Source organism: Agrobacterium vitis (assembly GCF_014926405.1).
In the GTDB taxonomy this organism is placed as follows: domain Bacteria; phylum Pseudomonadota; class Alphaproteobacteria; order Rhizobiales; family Rhizobiaceae; genus Allorhizobium; species Allorhizobium vitis_H.
In genome coordinates this window covers 2,501,839-2,517,859 of the sequence record NZ_JACXXJ020000005.1, presented here as the reverse complement: position 1 = coordinate 2,517,859, position 16,021 = coordinate 2,501,839, and the positions used below count along the sequence as shown (strand labels likewise).

General features: G+C 58.0%; 12 protein-coding genes and 1 tRNA gene. 7 read left to right on the top strand and 6 right to left on the bottom strand.

Annotation, left to right across the window (positions count from 1 at the left end; translation table 11 throughout):
- Positions 1–210 precede the first annotated feature (210 nt).
- Positions 211–609 carry a (R)-mandelonitrile lyase gene (locus IEI95_RS23040; protein WP_070166397.1) on the top strand — a complete coding sequence of 133 codons (399 nt, stop codon included), beginning with the start codon at positions 211–213 and terminating at the stop codon, positions 607–609.
- 97 nt (positions 610–706) lie between these two features.
- Here IEI95_RS23040 and IEI95_RS23035 read toward each other — a convergent pair whose 3' ends face one another.
- Together IEI95_RS23035 and IEI95_RS23030 are read right to left on the bottom strand one after the other, a co-directional pair.
- A complete protein-coding gene (locus IEI95_RS23035; RefSeq protein ID WP_234934257.1) occupies positions 707–2,086 on the bottom strand; it encodes a sensor histidine kinase in 1,380 nt (459 codons plus the stop codon).
- Positions 2,064–2,741, bottom strand: coding sequence for a response regulator transcription factor (locus IEI95_RS23030; protein ID WP_015915024.1), 678 nt, complete (start codon positions 2,739–2,741; stop codon positions 2,064–2,066). The genes IEI95_RS23035 and IEI95_RS23030 overlap by 23 nt, the downstream gene beginning before the upstream one ends.
- A 440-nt stretch (positions 2,742–3,181) precedes the next feature.
- Between IEI95_RS23030 and mqo the strand changes: the two genes are divergently transcribed.
- The gene (mqo, locus tag IEI95_RS23025) at positions 3,182–4,894 is read left to right on the top strand and encodes a malate dehydrogenase (quinone) (RefSeq protein ID WP_194417077.1); all 1,713 of its coding nucleotides are present in this window, start codon (positions 3,182–3,184) and stop codon (positions 4,892–4,894) included.
- 118 nt (positions 4,895–5,012) lie between these two features.
- Here mqo and IEI95_RS29665 read toward each other — a convergent pair whose 3' ends face one another.
- Positions 5,013–5,138, bottom strand: coding sequence for a hypothetical protein (locus IEI95_RS29665; protein ID WP_272951019.1), 126 nt, complete (start codon positions 5,136–5,138; stop codon positions 5,013–5,015).
- On the opposite strand from IEI95_RS29665, the gene IEI95_RS23020 reads away from it, so the two are divergent.
- Entirely contained in the window at positions 5,137–6,414 is a 1,278-nt protein-coding gene (locus tag IEI95_RS23020; RefSeq protein ID WP_194417076.1) for an NAD(P)/FAD-dependent oxidoreductase, read from the top strand. The two genes, IEI95_RS29665 and IEI95_RS23020, sit on opposite strands and share 2 nt — an antisense overlap.
- Before the next feature lie 555 nt (positions 6,415–6,969).
- Here IEI95_RS23020 and IEI95_RS23015 read toward each other — a convergent pair.
- Positions 6,970–7,043 (bottom strand) — tRNA-Gln (locus tag IEI95_RS23015).
- A 308-nt stretch (positions 7,044–7,351) separates the two neighbouring features.
- Between IEI95_RS23015 and IEI95_RS23010 the strand changes: the two genes are divergently transcribed.
- From IEI95_RS23010 to IEI95_RS23000, 3 genes are all read left to right on the top strand, one after another.
- Positions 7,352–9,148, top strand: a complete 1,797-nt coding sequence (locus IEI95_RS23010; RefSeq protein ID WP_194417075.1) for a Ppx/GppA phosphatase family protein — start codon at positions 7,352–7,354, stop codon at positions 9,146–9,148.
- An 84-nt stretch (positions 9,149–9,232) separates the two neighbouring features.
- Positions 9,233–10,018, top strand: coding sequence for an RlmE family RNA methyltransferase (locus IEI95_RS23005; protein WP_015915050.1), 786 nt, complete (start codon positions 9,233–9,235; stop codon positions 10,016–10,018).
- A 40-nt stretch (positions 10,019–10,058) separates the two neighbouring features.
- Complete coding sequence (locus tag IEI95_RS23000) at positions 10,059–10,442, top strand: VOC family protein (protein WP_156531476.1); 384 nt, start codon at positions 10,059–10,061, stop codon at positions 10,440–10,442.
- 27 nt (positions 10,443–10,469) lie between these two features.
- On the opposite strand, the gene IEI95_RS22995 is transcribed toward IEI95_RS23000, so the two are convergent.
- Both IEI95_RS22995 and IEI95_RS22990 read right to left on the bottom strand, forming a co-directional pair.
- Positions 10,470–11,837 (bottom strand): putative bifunctional diguanylate cyclase/phosphodiesterase, encoded by a 1,368-nt coding sequence (locus tag IEI95_RS22995; protein WP_041696256.1) that lies wholly within the window; start codon positions 11,835–11,837, stop codon positions 10,470–10,472.
- A 261-nt stretch (positions 11,838–12,098) separates the two neighbouring features.
- Positions 12,099–13,763, bottom strand: a complete 1,665-nt coding sequence (locus IEI95_RS22990) for a response regulator (protein WP_194417074.1) — start codon at positions 13,761–13,763, stop codon at positions 12,099–12,101.
- A gap of 363 nt (positions 13,764–14,126) precedes the next feature.
- On the opposite strand from IEI95_RS22990, the gene mutL reads away from it, so the two are divergent.
- Positions 14,127–15,980 carry a DNA mismatch repair endonuclease MutL gene (gene mutL / locus IEI95_RS22985; protein WP_156531478.1) on the top strand — a complete coding sequence of 618 codons (1,854 nt, stop codon included), beginning with the start codon at positions 14,127–14,129 and terminating at the stop codon, positions 15,978–15,980.
- Positions 15,981–16,021 lie beyond the last annotated feature (41 nt).

The window sequence follows — 16,021 nt, the reverse complement described above, 5'->3', positions numbered from 1 at the left end:
CCTCCACAGCGTCGGCGTGAAGGGAGCATAGACAGGAGGGGATTGCAAGCAGGAGGCGCGTCAGCTGGAGTTCGGCGGGTGAGGCGAACACGCTTTCGACATTGACTTTATCTTTTGGGTGGGATGGTCTGACGAAAGATGATCATTGCCATACAGCATATGGGCACCATCTATTTGGCAGAATCTCTCAAAATAAAAGGGGTTAAGCCCATGGACATCAAGAGAAACGGCACCCAGCCTTCCACCAAAGGTCCATCGGACTGGTTTTCCGGCACGGTCCGCATCGATCCGTTGTTTTCGCCCAACAATGCCCGCCGCGCCGCCGCAGCCTGCGTGACATTCGAGCCCGGCGCACGCACCGCCTGGCATACGCATCCCCTCGGCCAGACGCTGATCGTCACCGCTGGCCTCGGCCTCGTGCAGCGCGAGGGCGGCCCGATCGAAACCATCAATCCGGGTGACGTCGTCTGGTTCGAGCCCGGCGAAAAGCACTGGCACGGTGCCTCCGCGACCACAGCCATGACCCATATCGCCATTCAGGAGCAGCTGGATGGAAAGGTGGTCGACTGGCTGGAGCAGGTGACGGACGAGCAGTATCGATCCGTGTGATTGGATTTACGCTCCGCCACAACAATGGGCCGCATTCGAGATTCCCGGGCGCATACCTGCGCCAGGTCGCCCACCTGTGACGGCGACGTCATTGGTCCTAGTCGGTCGCATTTTGTGGAAACGTGATCTCTGTCGTGAAGCCCTTGGTTGGCAGCACGTCGAACCGGAAACCATGCAGTTTGGTAATCGCGGCCACCAAGGTCAATCCCAAACCCAACCCTCTTGTGTGGCGGCTTCGGTCTGAGCGGTAAAAGCGCTGAATAAGGAGATTTCTCTCGCTCTCTGGCACACCTGGACCGGTGTCGCTCACGCGGAGCGCTTTTCGCTCGTCTTCCACGATAAGGCAAACATCGATCCTGCCGCCCTCGGGCGTGAATTTTATAGCGTTATCAACGAGATTGGCGACGGCCTCGAAAATTAGATCCCGATCTCCATGAACGACAATGTCGGCATTTGCCCTCACTGTCAGTGTCAGCTGCTTCTCTTCAGCAATGGGCTCATAGAGGTCCCCGACTTCCAGCACGAGCTCCGCGAGTTCCACTTTGTCAAATGCCTGAAGTCTGCGCGCTTGTTCAATCTCTCGAACACGCAAAATGGCTGTGACGATGGAGATCGCGTGGTCAATTCCTGAAATCGCCCGATCCATGGCGATCTGCATGTCCTCAACGGAGGTCGCATTGCGCCGAGCCCTTTCCAGGCCGAGGCGCACTCTGGCCAGAGGTGTTCTCAAATCGTGGGCTATATCGTCACCGACGGCGGCGAGGTCCTCGATGAAGGCCTGCATCTCGTCGAGCATGCCGTTGACGATTTGGGCAAGGTTGTCTAGGGGGTCCTGCACATTGCGGTAGGGCAGGCGCTGTTTCAAATCGCCCGCAACAATCTGTGCGATCCGGATTTGCATTTCGTTGACACGCCTGTGGGCGTTCAAGCCAAAAAACACCGCCGCCGCCAGGCCAAACGTCAGCACCGGAACCAGGCCAAACAGCAGCCCTCTTTCCACCATGGATGCGGCCTGCTCATTATCGGCCGTACTCCAGCCAACGAACAGAATATTGCCATCTGGCAGGCGTCGCGCAACCGCACGCGCCCGCTGTTGTCGCGGTGGTGTTTGGTCGGTGCGCACAATCGACACCTGTCTGGGCGGCATATCCAGTGCCAGACCCGACGGAAATTCCTGGACATTTCCCGACACACGGTGGCCATCGGCTGTGAAAATACCCGTTGGCTTCACCCGTCGCGGGTCTTGTCTTACGCGTTCCTCATAGGCATCCATCCGCCCCAGAAGAGCACCTTGCGTGATGACGCTTGCTTCTTGCAAAACCAGCTCATCCAGTTGATTGATCAACTCGCGGCCAGTGGTCTGGACATAGGCAAAGCTAAAGCTCAGCACCATGGGAACGGTTATCGCCGTCACCAACACCACCACATAGCGGAAACGGGATTGCCGGACCCATTCAATCGGGCGCGCGAAGTACAAAACCTTCTCCACGAACATTGGAGATCATGGGGTGATCTCCCGGATGATCAATTTTTCGCCTGAGCCGACCCATATGCACATCGATGAGGTTTGAATCGGGAACGAATTTATATTTCCAGACTTCCTCAAACAGCATTCCTCGCGTCAGAAGCTGTTCGCAATGGCGCATCATATATTCGAGCAGCTTGAATTCACGGGGGAGAAGCTCAATCTCTCTTTCGCCGCGGCAAGCGCTTCGCTCCAGAAGGTCAAGCTCAAGCGGTCCAACCCGTAGCACTTTCGCCGACATGTCAGCAGGGCGGCGAAGAAGGGCTTCCACGCGGGCGACAAGTTCGAGGATCGCAAAGGGCTTGGTGAGATAGTCGTCGCCACCGGCCCGCAGGCCGCGCACACGGTCGTTGACGGCGCTGAGGGCACTGATGACAAGCACAGGCGTGCGAACCTGTTCGCGCCGCAGTGTATCAATCACAGCAAGGCCATCCATACCAGGCAGCATACGGTCAACGATCAGGATATCTGCCCCGCCATTCCTTGCGCGTTCAAGGCCCCTGGCACCATCGGATTCCCAGTCAACGGCGTATCCGTAATCTTTCAGCTCAGCGCAGATATCTTGTGCCGTATCTTCATCATCCTCAATAAGGATAACTTTCGCCATGGCCTATTCCTTGGTGCGTCGGTCCCTCCATAGATGTTGCAGGTCATCCATTATTGCCAGAGTACACGCGTTTCAAATGCCGATTTATTGTTTCAATCCTACGGTTTTTCAAAAAATAGCGCAATTGTGCGGTGTGTGATTCAACGCACGCCTGCCATAGCCAGGCTGGCCGTCAGGGACCGGGACGACCGTTCTTAAATTTCTATTTAATGGCTTTTGTCATGTCACTGCGTCAAACCCCAGCAACTGCGCGACAGAAAGTCGCGTGCTGACTTGTCACAATGCTGCATAATCCTCCCTCAAACCGGAATCGGTTCAGGGATTATGCAGCACATTTAAAACGTTACAGCGTCCTTTGTGCGTTTTATAACACGCACGGCGCTGTAGGGTGCGATCGTCAAAGGTCATGGCAGTCGCCCTTAACCTCAATTAGGTGCCAGATGCCCGTTCATCGTAAAGACAACCCATCCATTGCCGCAGGCATCCAAGGCCCGGTTTTGAGCCGCCGTCAGCTTTTGGGATCGGCAGCCACAGGGGCGGTCGTTCTCGGTGCGACCTCTGTGCCAAGCTGGGCGCAAGCGCCGGAAAAAACCGTGGATGTCCTGTTGATCGGTGGCGGCATCATGAGTGCGACGCTGGGTGTTTTGCTCAGCGAGCTTGAGCCGAATTGGACGATTGAAATGCTCGAGCGGCTCGACGCCGTGGCCATGGAAAGCTCCAACGGCTGGAACAATGCCGGCACGGGGCATTCGGCCCTGGCCGAGCTGAATTATTCGCCGATGGATGCGAAAGGCAATGTGCATATCGAAAAGGCGATTGAGATCAATTCGGCCTTCCAGATCACCCGCCAGTTTCTTGCCCATCAGGTTGATGTTGGCGTGTTGAAAAATCCGCGCTCGTTCCTCAACTCGACACCGCACATGAGTTTCGTCTGGGGCGATGAGAACACGGCGTTTCTTGCCAAGCGGTTTGACGCGTTGAAAGCAAGCCCGCTGTTTTCCGGCATGCAGTTTTCGACCGATCATGACAAGATTGCCGAATGGGTGCCGCTGATGATGGACGGGCGTGACCGCGCCCAGAAACTCGCCGCCACCTGGAGCCCGCTTGGCACCGACGCCGATTGGGGCGAAGTGACCCGCCAGTACGTCACGCATCTGAAAAGCCATCCAAACTTTACGCTGCGCACCTCCAGCGAAGTGGAGGCTATCGAAAAGAACAGCGACGGATCGTGGAACGTCAGCACCTCCAATCGCAAGGATGGATCTTCGACCACCGTCAAGGCGAAGTTCGTGTTCATCGGTGCGGGCGGTGGTGCGTTGCACCTTCTGCAGATGGCCGGCATTCCTGAAGGCGATGATTACGCGGGCTTCCCCGTCGGCGGTTCTTTCCTGGTCTGCGACAAGCCGGAGATTGCAAACCAGCATTTTGCCAAGGCCTACGGCCAGGCTTCCACCGGTGCGCCTCCGATGTCGGTTCCGCATCTCGACACCCGCGTGTTTGATGGCAAGCGCCACCTGTTGTTTGGCCCCTTCGCAACCTTCTCGACAAAGTTCCTGAAGGAAGGATCGCTGTTCGATCTGCCTGCGACAATCACGCTCGAAAACATCTGGCCGATGCTGAAAGTTGGCTATGATGAGTTTGATCTGGTCGAATATCTGGCCGGGCAGCTTTTGCTGTCAGACGCAGATCGGCTAGAGGCTCTGCGTGCCTATTTTCCCAATGCCAAGGCCGAGGATTGGCGCCTTTGGCAGGCAGGCCAGCGCGTTCAGATCATCAAAAGAGACGCCAAAAAGGGCGGCATTCTCAAGCTCGGAACAGAAATTGTGGCGGCCAAGGATGGCAGCATTGCCGCCCTGCTCGGCGCTTCGCCGGGCGCGTCAACGGCGGCACCGATCATGCTGGATCTGCTCCAGAAAGTGTTTGCCGAGAAATTGGCGACACCGGAATGGCAGGAGAAAGTGCGCACCATGGTGCCAAGCTATGGCGTCAATCTCAATGAGAACCCAGAGATGCTGGCCAAGGAATGGGCAGCGACGGCAGAGCGCCTTCAACTGACGCTCGCACCACCGGCAATCGACATGTCCGCAATCACAAAGCCAGGTGTCAGCGCACCGGCGGCAGACATCAAACGTGTGCCGGACATGGCTCTGTAAGTTCTGGCCTTATGCGAGAAAGAATGCGCGCCGTGGCGTGCATTCGGCGGACCTTGGTGGAAATATATACCGTTGAATGCAGTATTGTGTGTTTTATGATGCACACAATACTGTAGCATCAACGCAAAGGCGATGAGTTGCATGCCAGACCATAGGCCAGAATTTCAACTGTAATTTTGTGCACATGGTCTGCGTTTACATTGAGCTGAATTTCACGCGGTATAAAAAGAGAAAGATCGATCATGAGTGATCACCACGTCGTGGTTGTTGGCGGTGGCTTTGGCGGGCTTCAGCTGGTGCATGATCTCAAAGGCAGCGGAGCGCGGATAACGCTGATCGATCGGCGAAACCATCACCTTTTCCAACCCCTTCTTTATCAGGTTGCAACAACCATTCTGTCCACCTCGGAAATCGCTTGGCCCATTCGCCATCTCTATAGCGACCGGCAGGAGGTTTCGACCTTGCTGGGTGAAGTCGGTGGCGTCGATGTCGCTGCAAAGCAGGTCATGTTGCGCAGTGGTGCATCCATATCCTACGACACGCTTGTTCTGGCCACCGGAGCGACCCATGCCTATTTCGGACGCGATGAATGGGAACCTGTGGCCCCCGGCCTGAAGACGCTGGAGGATGCCACGACAATTCGCCGCCGCCTTCTTCTTGCCTTCGAGCAGGCAGAAACCACCCCTGACCCGGCGATACGTGAGGCGCTTCTGACCTTCACCATCGTTGGAGCCGGTCCAACAGGCGTCGAGCTTGCCGGTATTATCGCCGAGTTGGCACACAAGACTCTCCCCAAGGAATTTCGCGCCATTGATACCCGCAGGACAAAGGTGATCCTGGTCGAGGCGGGCCAACGTGTGCTGCCAAGTTTTGCGCCGGAACTGTCTGCCTATGCGCAAGGCGTGTTGGAAAAACTCGGCGTTGAGGTTCGTCTCGGGCAGCCTGTTACACAGTGCTCAAGCGAGGGCGTACAGATTGGAGAACAGTTCACTCCAAGCCGGACGATTGTCTGGGCGGCTGGTGTTCAGGCATCGGCTGCGGCGCGTTGGCTCAGTGTTCCCGCCGACAGGGCGGGTCGCGTCGTTGTTGAAAAAGATCTGACCTCTCCGGAAATGTCCGATGTCTTCGTGATCGGAGACACGGCGTCGGTCATCCAAGGCAATAACACGCCTGTACCGGGTATTGCGCCTGCGGCCAAACAACAGGGCGCCTATGTCGCCAAAGTGATCAAGGCAAGACTGAAAGGCAAACCCGCTCCCGCACCATTCCATTACCGGCATCAAGGTAGCCTTGCCACCATCGGCCAGAGCGCGGCCATCGTTGACTTTGGTAAGGTAAAGCTAACGGGTAGTCTCGCATGGTGGATATGGGGTCTTGCACATATCTATTTTCTCATCGGCACACGCTCAAGACTTGCTGTCGCCTGGAGCTGGCTGTGGATTTATCTGAGCGGCCAGCATAGCGCCCGCTTGATTACTCAAAAAGAGACCATGAGGGATGAAGGGCAGGCGAGAAGGTAGAATTATGTAAGCAATGCAGATGCCGATCCAAGATTGAGGTTGCGGAAAGAGCTCAAACCTCAATGCTTTCCTTTGGTCTGACCGCTGAAAAATGGTCCTTCATAACGTATGGCTTACTCGGGCAATGGCCCCGAATTTTTTGCTAAGGCCTTGAGGGAATGGATTGTAATGGTGGGTGCCAAAACGCCCTACATCATCAAAATTTGGCAACGACACAACAACTCCATGCGCCCGCACTCGTCACTGAACGACAGGCTTCCGGCACCTGAGGCGACCGTGTGGCCTCGCCAAAACGAACTATCCTCAACGCCAGCAGCGGCCGTCAGGCCAAGCATCCATTAACATTAAAGCCTGATCACCCAATGGGGTCAGACCAATGGAAAATGTTGCTGATCAGAATCTCGACCTCGTGTCGCACGGCCATGACGATTACCTATCTTCTCCGGGAAGTTTGGCCATCGCGCTTGATCTGCGTGGGCATCAGGTCGCCTATGATGCCAAAAGGATATCTGGCGCAACTATATTATAAGCCAAATACTGGGTTTTAAGCATAATTGGCTGGGGAACCTGGATTCGAACCAAGATTAACGGAGTCAGAGTCCGTCGTTCTACCGTTGAACTATTCCCCAGCAGGGGCGGCGTTGCCGTCTGATGGATGCGGCTTATAAACAAAAGCTGGTTGATTGCAACTGTCTTTTTGCAAAAAAGTGAACTGGTTCAGACAAATCGGTTTTGCAGCTGTTGCGCCCTTTGAGTGAAGCTGGTTTCGGCCTTCGCTGGCGGGAGAAGGTGAGGCTCAAAAAGCGTTTGGAGAAGCTTGTCGGGCCTGCTACAATTTTACCAACGAAAATCTAAGGATCGCCAGCGGCATATCTGAAACGGACTTTCCTCTTGGATTTTCCCGATCAGACTTTGCGCGGCGCTATGGAAGACATCAGTGGTAGACCCTGGCAATGGCGGATTTCCGCCAGAAAACGGGGCGTCAACGTCAAACCGTACCGAGGGCAAGCCCTCGAGGCGCGGTAGGGGCAAGCGGAAAGGCCGGAAATCCGGGCCGCCAGCTAACCCCGTGACGCAAGACCGGACGGCCTTGGCCGAGCCGGATCGACGTCCCATACAACAAGATCAGCAGGTGGCCCCGCAGGCGCCGGGCCGAAAGCGTAAGCGTCGCAGGAAAGGCCGTGGCAACACATTGCCGGGACAGGGTCAGGCGGTGCCGCATCAGGGCGTGGAAACGCAAGGGACAGTGGCCCAGGCTGAACGGCAGGCAGAGCACCATCATCGTGATCAAGGTTCTGCCGGGAATCCGCCCCGCGAGGCGAGCTTATCCAATACTCAACGGTCTAATACGCAGGGATCTCATACCAAAGAGTCCCATATTCAGGGAAATGCCCTTGCTGGCGAAACCGGCGGTGCTGCCAAAAAATCCCCCAGGAAGCGGCGTAAGAACCGGGGCCGGCAGAACGCCCAGGTGCGTCCCTTGCAGCCTGGCCGCAGCGTGGAAGCCAAGCCTGCCTCTGCCAGCTATTGCCCGCCTGCCGTGGAGGGCCAGAAGTCGGTTGCTGGCTCTGGTGAGGCACCACATGGCCGCAGCCGCCATGGCCATGGCGGACATGCTCATGGTGGACAGAGCCATCACCCACATCACGGACAGCATAAGGGGCATCATTCCAGCCATGGGCCTTCCGACGACCATCCCGCCGATTTCTACGCGGCGCTTGATCTCGGCACCAATAATTGCCGGTTGTTGATTGCTCAGCCGACCCGGCCCGGCCAATTCCGGGTGGTGGATGCCTTTTCGCGCATCGTGCGTCTGGGCGAGGGGCTGGCTGCGACGGGGCGCCTCTCGCAGGAGGCGATGGACCGCGCCATTGAGGCCTTGAAGGTCTGCGCCTCCAAACTGCATGGAGTGGAGCTGCGCGGCAAGCGGCTGATTGCCACGGAGGCCTGCCGGGCCGCGGAGAATGGCGAGGCATTTCTGGAGCGGGTGCGGGCGGAGACCGGGCTTGAGCTGGAAATCATCAACCGCGAGACGGAAGCGCGGCTGGCGGTGTCCGGTTGCTCCTCGCTGGTTGGACGCGAAACCCGTTCGGTCGTGCTGTTTGATATCGGCGGTGGGTCCTCGGAAATTGCGGTGATCCGCATCGGTGATAATCGCTCCAGCCGTCTGGCCAATCACATCACCCATTGGACCTCGCTGCCGGTCGGCGTGGTCACCCTGTCAGAGCGCCATGGCGGTCGCGATGTCTCGCCCACGGTCTTTGAAGCGATGATTACCGAAGTGTCGGGCATGCTCGATCAGTTCGATTGCCCCTCGGTTGAGGCGCTTGGCCATTCTGCCGCCGATGTCGATTTTCACCTGATCGGCACATCCGGCACGGTGACGACACTGGCGGGCGTGCATCTCGATTTGCCGCGCTATGATCGCCGCCGGGTCGATGGGCTATGGTTGAGCGATGACGAGGTCTCGGCCATGCAGGCCAAGTTGCTGTCCTGGGATTACCAGAGCCGCGCCGCCAATCCCTGTATCGGCCCGGACCGGGCGGATCTGGTTCTCGCTGGCTGCGCCATTCTGGAAGCGATCCGCAGGCGTTGGCCCTCCAGCCGCATGCGGGTGGCGGACCGGGGCTTGAGAGAAGGGCTGTTGACCGACATGATGGCCGATGACGGTGTCTGGCGACGCAATCGCACGCGACGCCCGCCGGGCAGCCGGGATCGTGTCCCGCATTTGTGACCGGACGTAATATTGAGGCATAAAAGTGTTACAGCGGATCGAAGTGCGGATGCACAGGGCGCTGTCAGGAGTTGAGCAGTAAGCATGACCAAACCACCTATTGGCGGCAACCGCACTGGACGAAAACTGGGCCAGAAGGTCAAGAAGGGCAAGTTGAAAGCGTCGTCGCGGCGCTGGCTGGAGCGGCATATCAACGATCCCTATGTGCAGCGGGCCAAACTGGAGGGCTATCGCGCGCGCGCGGCTTTCAAGCTGCTGGAGATCGATGAAAAGCACAATATTCTCAAAGGCGCCCGACGCATTATCGATCTGGGTGCTGCACCCGGCAGCTGGTCGCAGATTGCCGCGAATGTTACCGGGTCCACCGATAGTGACATCCGGGTTGCGGCCATCGACTTTCTGGAAATGACCCAATTGCCGGGCGTGAAGATCCTGCAACTCGACTTTCTCGACCCCCAGGCGCCCGCCCTGCTGATGGAAGCGGTTGGCGGCGTGCCGGATGTGGTGATTTCCGACATGGCGGCGCCCACTACCGGCCACCAGAAGACTGACCACATTCGCACCATGCATCTGTGCGAAGTGGCCGCTTATTTCGCCGTGGAAGTTCTCGCTGAAGGCGGGCATTTTCTGGCGAAAACCTTCCAGGGTGGCACGGAAAAAGACCTGCTCAACATGCTCAAGCAGAATTTCAAGCAGGTCATCCATATCAAGCCCGCGTCTTCACGTCAGGAATCGGTTGAAATGTTCTTGCTTGCCAAGGGCTTCAAGGGCAGGCGGTCCGGCAATGCGCTGGGTCATGAAGTGGAGGACGATGGTCCTATGCCGCATGATCCGCGTGAGGATGCAACGGCTGACGAGGATCAGGATTGAGAACCGGAAACTCGGTTCCTGGATTGAGCGGGGATAGTCAATGTTGCTCTATATCACGCTTGGCTCCAACGACCTGGTGCGATCGGGGCGCTTTTACGATGCCTGCCTGAGCACGCTTGGCTTTATCCGCCGGGTGACGGAAAAAGATGAAATCGGCTATGGCGCGTCCTCGGATGTGCGGTGCCGGTTCTGGCTCGTCAGCCCTTACGATGGTAGGGCCGCCAGCTTCGGCAATGGCTCCATGGTGGCGCTGGATGCTGGAAGCCGGTCGGATGTCGAGGCTTTCTATGCGGCAGCACTGGCAAATGGAGGTTCAGATGAAGGTGCGCCGGGCCTGCGGCCTTTTCACGCGCATTTCTATGCCTGTTATGTCCGTGATCCCGATGGCAATAAATTATCGGCCGTCTGCGAGCGGCCTGAATAATTGGCCGCTGATTATCATTCAATCGACTCAATAGCCTGAAAACGGCCCCGTCTGCCTGCGAGCGGCGAAGTCGGAATATTGGCGCGATAGATAGCGCAGCGTGGCCATCGCATCGGCGGGCCTGCCGAAATAATAGCCCTGGCCCATGGTGCAGCCGAGGGCCAGGAGCCTTGTTGCTTCGCTTAGGGTTTCTATGCCTTCGGCCACTACTTCCAGCTTCAGGCCTTCGCACATGGTGATGATCGCCCGGACGATATGTTCGGAGGTGGTGTCGGTGGTGATCGCCGAGACGAAGGCTCGATCGATCTTGACCTTGTCAAAGGTAAATTCCCTCAAGCGTCCAAGGCTGGATTGGCCGGTGCCAAAATCGTCGAGTGAGATACGCACGCCTGCCGCGCGCAGTTCGGCGATGATCCGCCCGGCCATGTCGGCGGAACTCATCACAGCGGTTTCGGTAATTTCCAGTTCCAGCCGCGACGGGTCGAGGCCGACACTGTTGATGATGGACAGCGTGCGTGAGGCCGTGCCGGAATCGGTCAATTGCACCGAGGAAAGGTTGAAGGACAAAAACAGTTCTCGCGGCCAGGTCAGCGCCGCTTCAGCAGCCTTGCGCAACAGGGTTTCCGACAGCGTGTCGATAAAGCCCCTATCCTCGGCCAGCGGCACGAAGATCGCTGGCGAAACAAAGCCGAGATCTGGATCGATCCAGCGGGCGAGCGCTTCGAAACCCAGAACCTTGCCATCGACAAGCGAAACGATCGGCTGGAAATGCGTATCGACGGCATCGTTGATGATCGCATTGCGCAGGGCCTGCTCCAATTGGGTGGAGCGGCGCATTTCCTGGGCAATTTCTCGCGAATAGACGGTTATCTGGCCGCGTCCACGCCGTTTTGAGCGATAAAGAGCCGTCTCCGCACTCTTCATCAGCGTCTCGAAATCGTCGCCGGCAAAGGGAAAGATTGCAAAGCCCAGCGAAGCCGAAAGCCGGACATTGCGGTCGCCGAGGTCGTAGGGCGCCGATAGCACGTCCTTGATCAGATTGCCGATTCGCTCGGCGCTGATCTGTTCGAAAATCAGCGGCAGGACCACGGCAAACTCGTCGCCATCGTGACGGGTAACAATGGCACCATCGGGAATACAGGCTTTGAGACGATGGGCGACCTGACACAGAATTTCATCCCCCGCCAACGATCCGAATAGGTCGTTGATTGGCTTGAAACCGTCCAGATTGACCAAAGCCACGGTAAATGGTGCGGGATCGGCGGCGCGCTCCGCCGATAGGCTGCGGATTCGCTCCTGCAGCCTATGGTGATTGCCAAGCCCCGTCAGCGGATCGGTGAAAGCCTTGGCCTCTCCCTGATCGATGTCTGGCACTATGGTGTTGGCCGCACCCATTCATTATCCCAAAAAAAGTCATAGATCACGGAATTACCATGCGCATAAAAAATTAATAAAATTCTAGCGTTTAGCCGAGGAGGACTGTGGATTTTTACCCGTGATTTACTGCATACAGCTCGAATCCGTTAGGTTCACATTAAACCCGTCAGACGGTTGCTATCCTCAATGCGGTTTGTCTTTTCGTCATAATCAGCATTGGTGTCGAACACAGCGGACTGCCTGTCTCTTCCCCAGCCGCTTCAGCTTTCGACGAGGCCATCACGCCGTTGCATGACGGCTTGTTTCGAGATGGCGGTCCAGAAGCTGTTCTATCATGTCGGGGCTGAGCGGCTTGACGATGACATCGTCCATGCCCGCATCGAGGCACCGGCCACGGTCATGGTCGAAGGCTGGCACCAGCACGCCGATAATGGCCGAGCGGGGATCTCCGGCCCGCTGCCTTTGCCGCATCAGGCGGCAGAGATCCATACCATTGATGTCAGGCAGCGAAATATCCATGAGCACGATGGCGGGACGTTCGGCCTGCCAGATCGCCAAGGCATCCGCACCGTTGACCGCCAGCTTGTAGCTGCGGCCAAGTCCTTCGAGGATTTGCGAAAACACGATCTGGTTGACTTCATTGTCCTCGACAACAAGGATGTCCACCGTCTTCTTTGGCGCGCGGACGATGCCTGCCGGGTGAGACCCTGTCCGCGCAGACGTCGCGGCCCGTGGCTGAAGATGCTGGGTCAGGCGCTCTGCGACGCTGTTGCGATCAGCGACGAGGGTTCGCGTCGTATCATCGAGTGCAAGCTGCTCCCGGCTGACAGACATGGCTCTGTCTGTAATGATCAGGTCAATGGACATGGCCATCGATCTGGCAAGTTCAATGACGGCGCGCAATTCGTAAGGGCTATGAACGATGCAGCGATCGCTTGCCTGTTGCGGCAGTACGCCCACGGCATTTGCGAGGAAAATCGGATCGCTGCTGGCAATCAACACACGTTGCCTCAGGCTGTCTTCTCGTGGAGGCTCGGTTGCCGGGTGCGGTTGTTGTTGCGGCGGAGATAGCGGTGAGGTGATGTGAGCTGCCGGGCCTGGTGCGTTTCTGCTTTCCGCCCGGATCGTCGGGCGAAGCAGATGGGCGGCGCCGTCGACGCTTGCAAAGGTCACCACGCAAAAGCTGCGGTCGGTCTTGCCGATCCGGTTGATATAAGCGGCGGGTGAAGCTTGCTGCGAGCCGGGATCGGCAATCCGGATGAAGCGCTCGCGAACACCGACCTGCTGCTCAGCCTGCTGCAAGCTGGCGAGGAAGCGGCTTTCAAGCAGATCTGCGGCAGGGCGGCCCAGAATGGCGTCTTCACTTGTCCCCATCATGGCGACGAACGCCTTGTTGATGCCAACCACGATGTGCTGGCGATCCCAGACCATGACCGGTTGCGGCAGGCTGTCGAGAATATTTTCCGTGACTTCGACCCGTTCCAGATCGATGCGCCATTGTTCTTCGCGCTTTTTCTGTTCGGTAATATCGGAAATCGCGCAAATGCCAAAGCCATTGGCGAGCCGTCGATTGAGCTGGCGCACTGTGCGCTTCTTCACGGTTCTGTCGAGTGTTTCGAAACGCTCGCGCCAATGGGACGCAACCCGCTCGGCCAGCCACTCTTCTCTTGACGGAGGGTTGGGGGACAGGATGGCGCGGATGCAGTGATCGTAAATTGCGCCCAGGCAGTCACGCAGCCTGGTGCCCGCTTGCAGGTAGAATTCCGGAATTTCGAAGAAGTTCAGCAATTGCGGGCTTGCATAGACGATAATATCGTCGCTATCGACAACCAGAATCGCGCTGCCCTGCGCATCGCAGACGGCATCGAGAAGGCTATGCTCCAGAACCAGGGCGCTTGCCCAGGTCCGGTCCGTTGCCTGCCTGTCGCCCGGTTGCTTATGCATCTTCGCCTCCAAGGCGTTGCATCTCGTTCAAGATAAGCATCGGCCGCATTATCCTACCAACCTATGTTTACTGCATGGCCAGCCGGATCGGAATCGACTCCCGGTAGAAACATGCAGCCTATAGAACTTTCTTGCGTTTTCGTCGTGCCTCGATGATACCAAACAGTGCAGGAGTGGGTCACGCCAACCGGAGCAGCGGGTTTTCTTCGGCGACCACGATCAAAAACGATTAAAGTTGAATTAAGCCTATTGGTATTCGATTAATGCCCCCTTAATGACGGGGGCAAGAGGTCGGGAAAGATCGCGGTGAATTGCGCCCTTGCCGGGCTTTCTTCTTGGCCGACAATTGGCGACAATAAGCGTATGAGCATCAAACAGCTTTCGGAAACCTTGATCAACCAGATCGCCGCTGGCGAAGTGATCGAGCGCCCGGCCAGTGCCGCCAAGGAATTGATTGAAAACGCCATCGATGCCGGGGCAAGCCGCATCGAGATCGCCACGGCGGGTGGCGGCAAGGCGCTGCTGCGCATCACCGACAATGGGTGCGGCATGGATGGGCAGGATCTGGCGCTGGCGGTTCGCCGTCATTGCACCTCCAAGCTCAATGAGTCGTTGATGGACATCAAGAGCCTCGGCTTTCGCGGTGAGGCGCTGCCCTCCATCGGCTCGGTGGCGCGCCTGACCATTGCCAGCCGCAGAGCAGACAGTGCCAGTGCTTTCCAGATCGTGGTGGAAGGCGGCAAGGTTGGAGAGGTGCGCCCGGCACCCGGCAATCCCGGCACCGTGGTCGAGGTGCGCGATCTGTTTTTCGCCACGCCAGCCCGGCTGAAATTTCTGAAAACCGAAAGGGCCGAGGCCGCCGCGATTACCGAAATGGTCAAGCGCATGGCCATCGCCTTTCCGAAGATCCGCTTTGTCCTGTCCGGCTCCGACCGCTCGACCCTTGAACTGCCCGCCACCGGCGACGATCATCTCGCCCGAATTGCCCAGGTGCTCGGCCCCGATTTCCGGGACAATGCCATTGCGCTCGACGCCGAGCGCGAGGACGTGTATCTGGGCGGTTATGCCGGTGTGCCGACCTTTAACCGTGGCAATTCCGCCCATCAATATGCCTTCGTCAACGGCCGTCCGGTGCAGGACAAGCTGATCCTGTCGGCCATTCGCGGTGCCTATGCCGAAACCGTGCCGCATGGCCGCTATCCGGTCGCGGTGCTGGCGTTGACGGTCGATCCGGCTCTGGTCGATGTCAATGTCCATCCGGCCAAATCGGATGTGCGGTTTCGCGATCCCGGCCTGGTGCGCGGCCTGATCGTCGGTGCGATCCGCCAGGCCTTGACGCGCGAAGGCGACCGGTCGTCGACGGCGGGGGCCGGGGCCATGCTGCGGGCCTTTCGCCCTGGTGCAAATGGCGGTTTTGCCGAAGGCGCGCAGGCGGCTGCGAACAATTCTTATGCGCCAACCTATCATGCGCGCCCGCCGCAGCCTTCAGCATGGAGCGTCGATACGTCTCCGCACAGGCCGCTTGATGGGGGGCAGAGCCGGTTTGATGGTCTGGCGATGCCCGCGGCCCGGGCGGAGGCGCATGTCTCGCCCTCACAGATCTCCGAGCCTGTGGCGATGGCGATGGAAAGTGGCTCGTTTCGCCTCGGCGCGGCGCGGGCGCAGGTTCACGCCAATTATATCGTTGCCCAGACGCAGGACGGACTGGTGATCGTCGATCAACATGCCGCCCACGAGCGGCTGGTGTTTGAGGATATGCGCAAGGCGCTATCGGGGCGCAGATTGCCCAGCCAGGGCCTGCTCATTCCCGAGATCATCAGCCTGCCGGAAGAAGACTGCGACCGGCTGATGGAACATGCCGAAAACCTCGATAAGCTTGGCCTTGCTATCGAGCGGTTCGGGCCGGGAGCGATTGCCGTGCGTGAAACACCTGCCATGCTGGGCGAAGTGGATGTGCCGGGTCTTGTGCGGCAATTGGCCGATGAAATTGCCGAATGGGAAACGGCGGGCAGCCTGTTTGCCCGGCTGGAACATGTGGCCGCCACCATGGCCTGCCACGGGTCGGTGCGCTCCGGTCGGCTGCTGCGGGTCGAGGAAATGAATGCGCTGCTGCGAAAAATGGAGGAAACGCCCGGTTCCGGCCAATGCAATCACGGGCGCCCAACCTATATTGAACTGAAACTGTCGGATATCGAGCGGCTGTTCGGTCGCAGTTGACGGTTGATTGCAAGGGCAGTTTGTGTGCATTTATAGACGGC

Coding starts and splice junctions, on each gene's coding strand:
- IEI95_RS23040 (WP_070166397.1), top strand. CDS start 211: ATGGACATCAAGAGAAACGGCACCCAGCCTTCCACCAAAGGTCCATCG.
- IEI95_RS23030 (WP_015915024.1), bottom strand. CDS start 2,741: ATGGCGAAAGTTATCCTTATTGAGGATGATGAAGATACGGCACAAGAT.
- mqo (WP_194417077.1), top strand. CDS start 3,182: ATGCCCGTTCATCGTAAAGACAACCCATCCATTGCCGCAGGCATCCAA.
- IEI95_RS23020 (WP_194417076.1), top strand. CDS start 5,137: ATGAGTGATCACCACGTCGTGGTTGTTGGCGGTGGCTTTGGCGGGCTT.
- IEI95_RS29665 (WP_272951019.1), bottom strand. CDS start 5,138: ATGATCGATCTTTCTCTTTTTATACCGCGTGAAATTCAGCTCAATGTA.
- IEI95_RS23005 (WP_015915050.1), top strand. CDS start 9,233: ATGACCAAACCACCTATTGGCGGCAACCGCACTGGACGAAAACTGGGC.
- IEI95_RS23000 (WP_156531476.1), top strand. CDS start 10,059: ATGTTGCTCTATATCACGCTTGGCTCCAACGACCTGGTGCGATCGGGG.
- IEI95_RS22995 (WP_041696256.1), bottom strand. CDS start 11,837: ATGGGTGCGGCCAACACCATAGTGCCAGACATCGATCAGGGAGAGGCC.
- IEI95_RS22990 (WP_194417074.1), bottom strand. CDS start 13,763: ATGCATAAGCAACCGGGCGACAGGCAGGCAACGGACCGGACCTGGGCA.
- mutL (WP_156531478.1), top strand. CDS start 14,127: ATGAGCATCAAACAGCTTTCGGAAACCTTGATCAACCAGATCGCCGCT.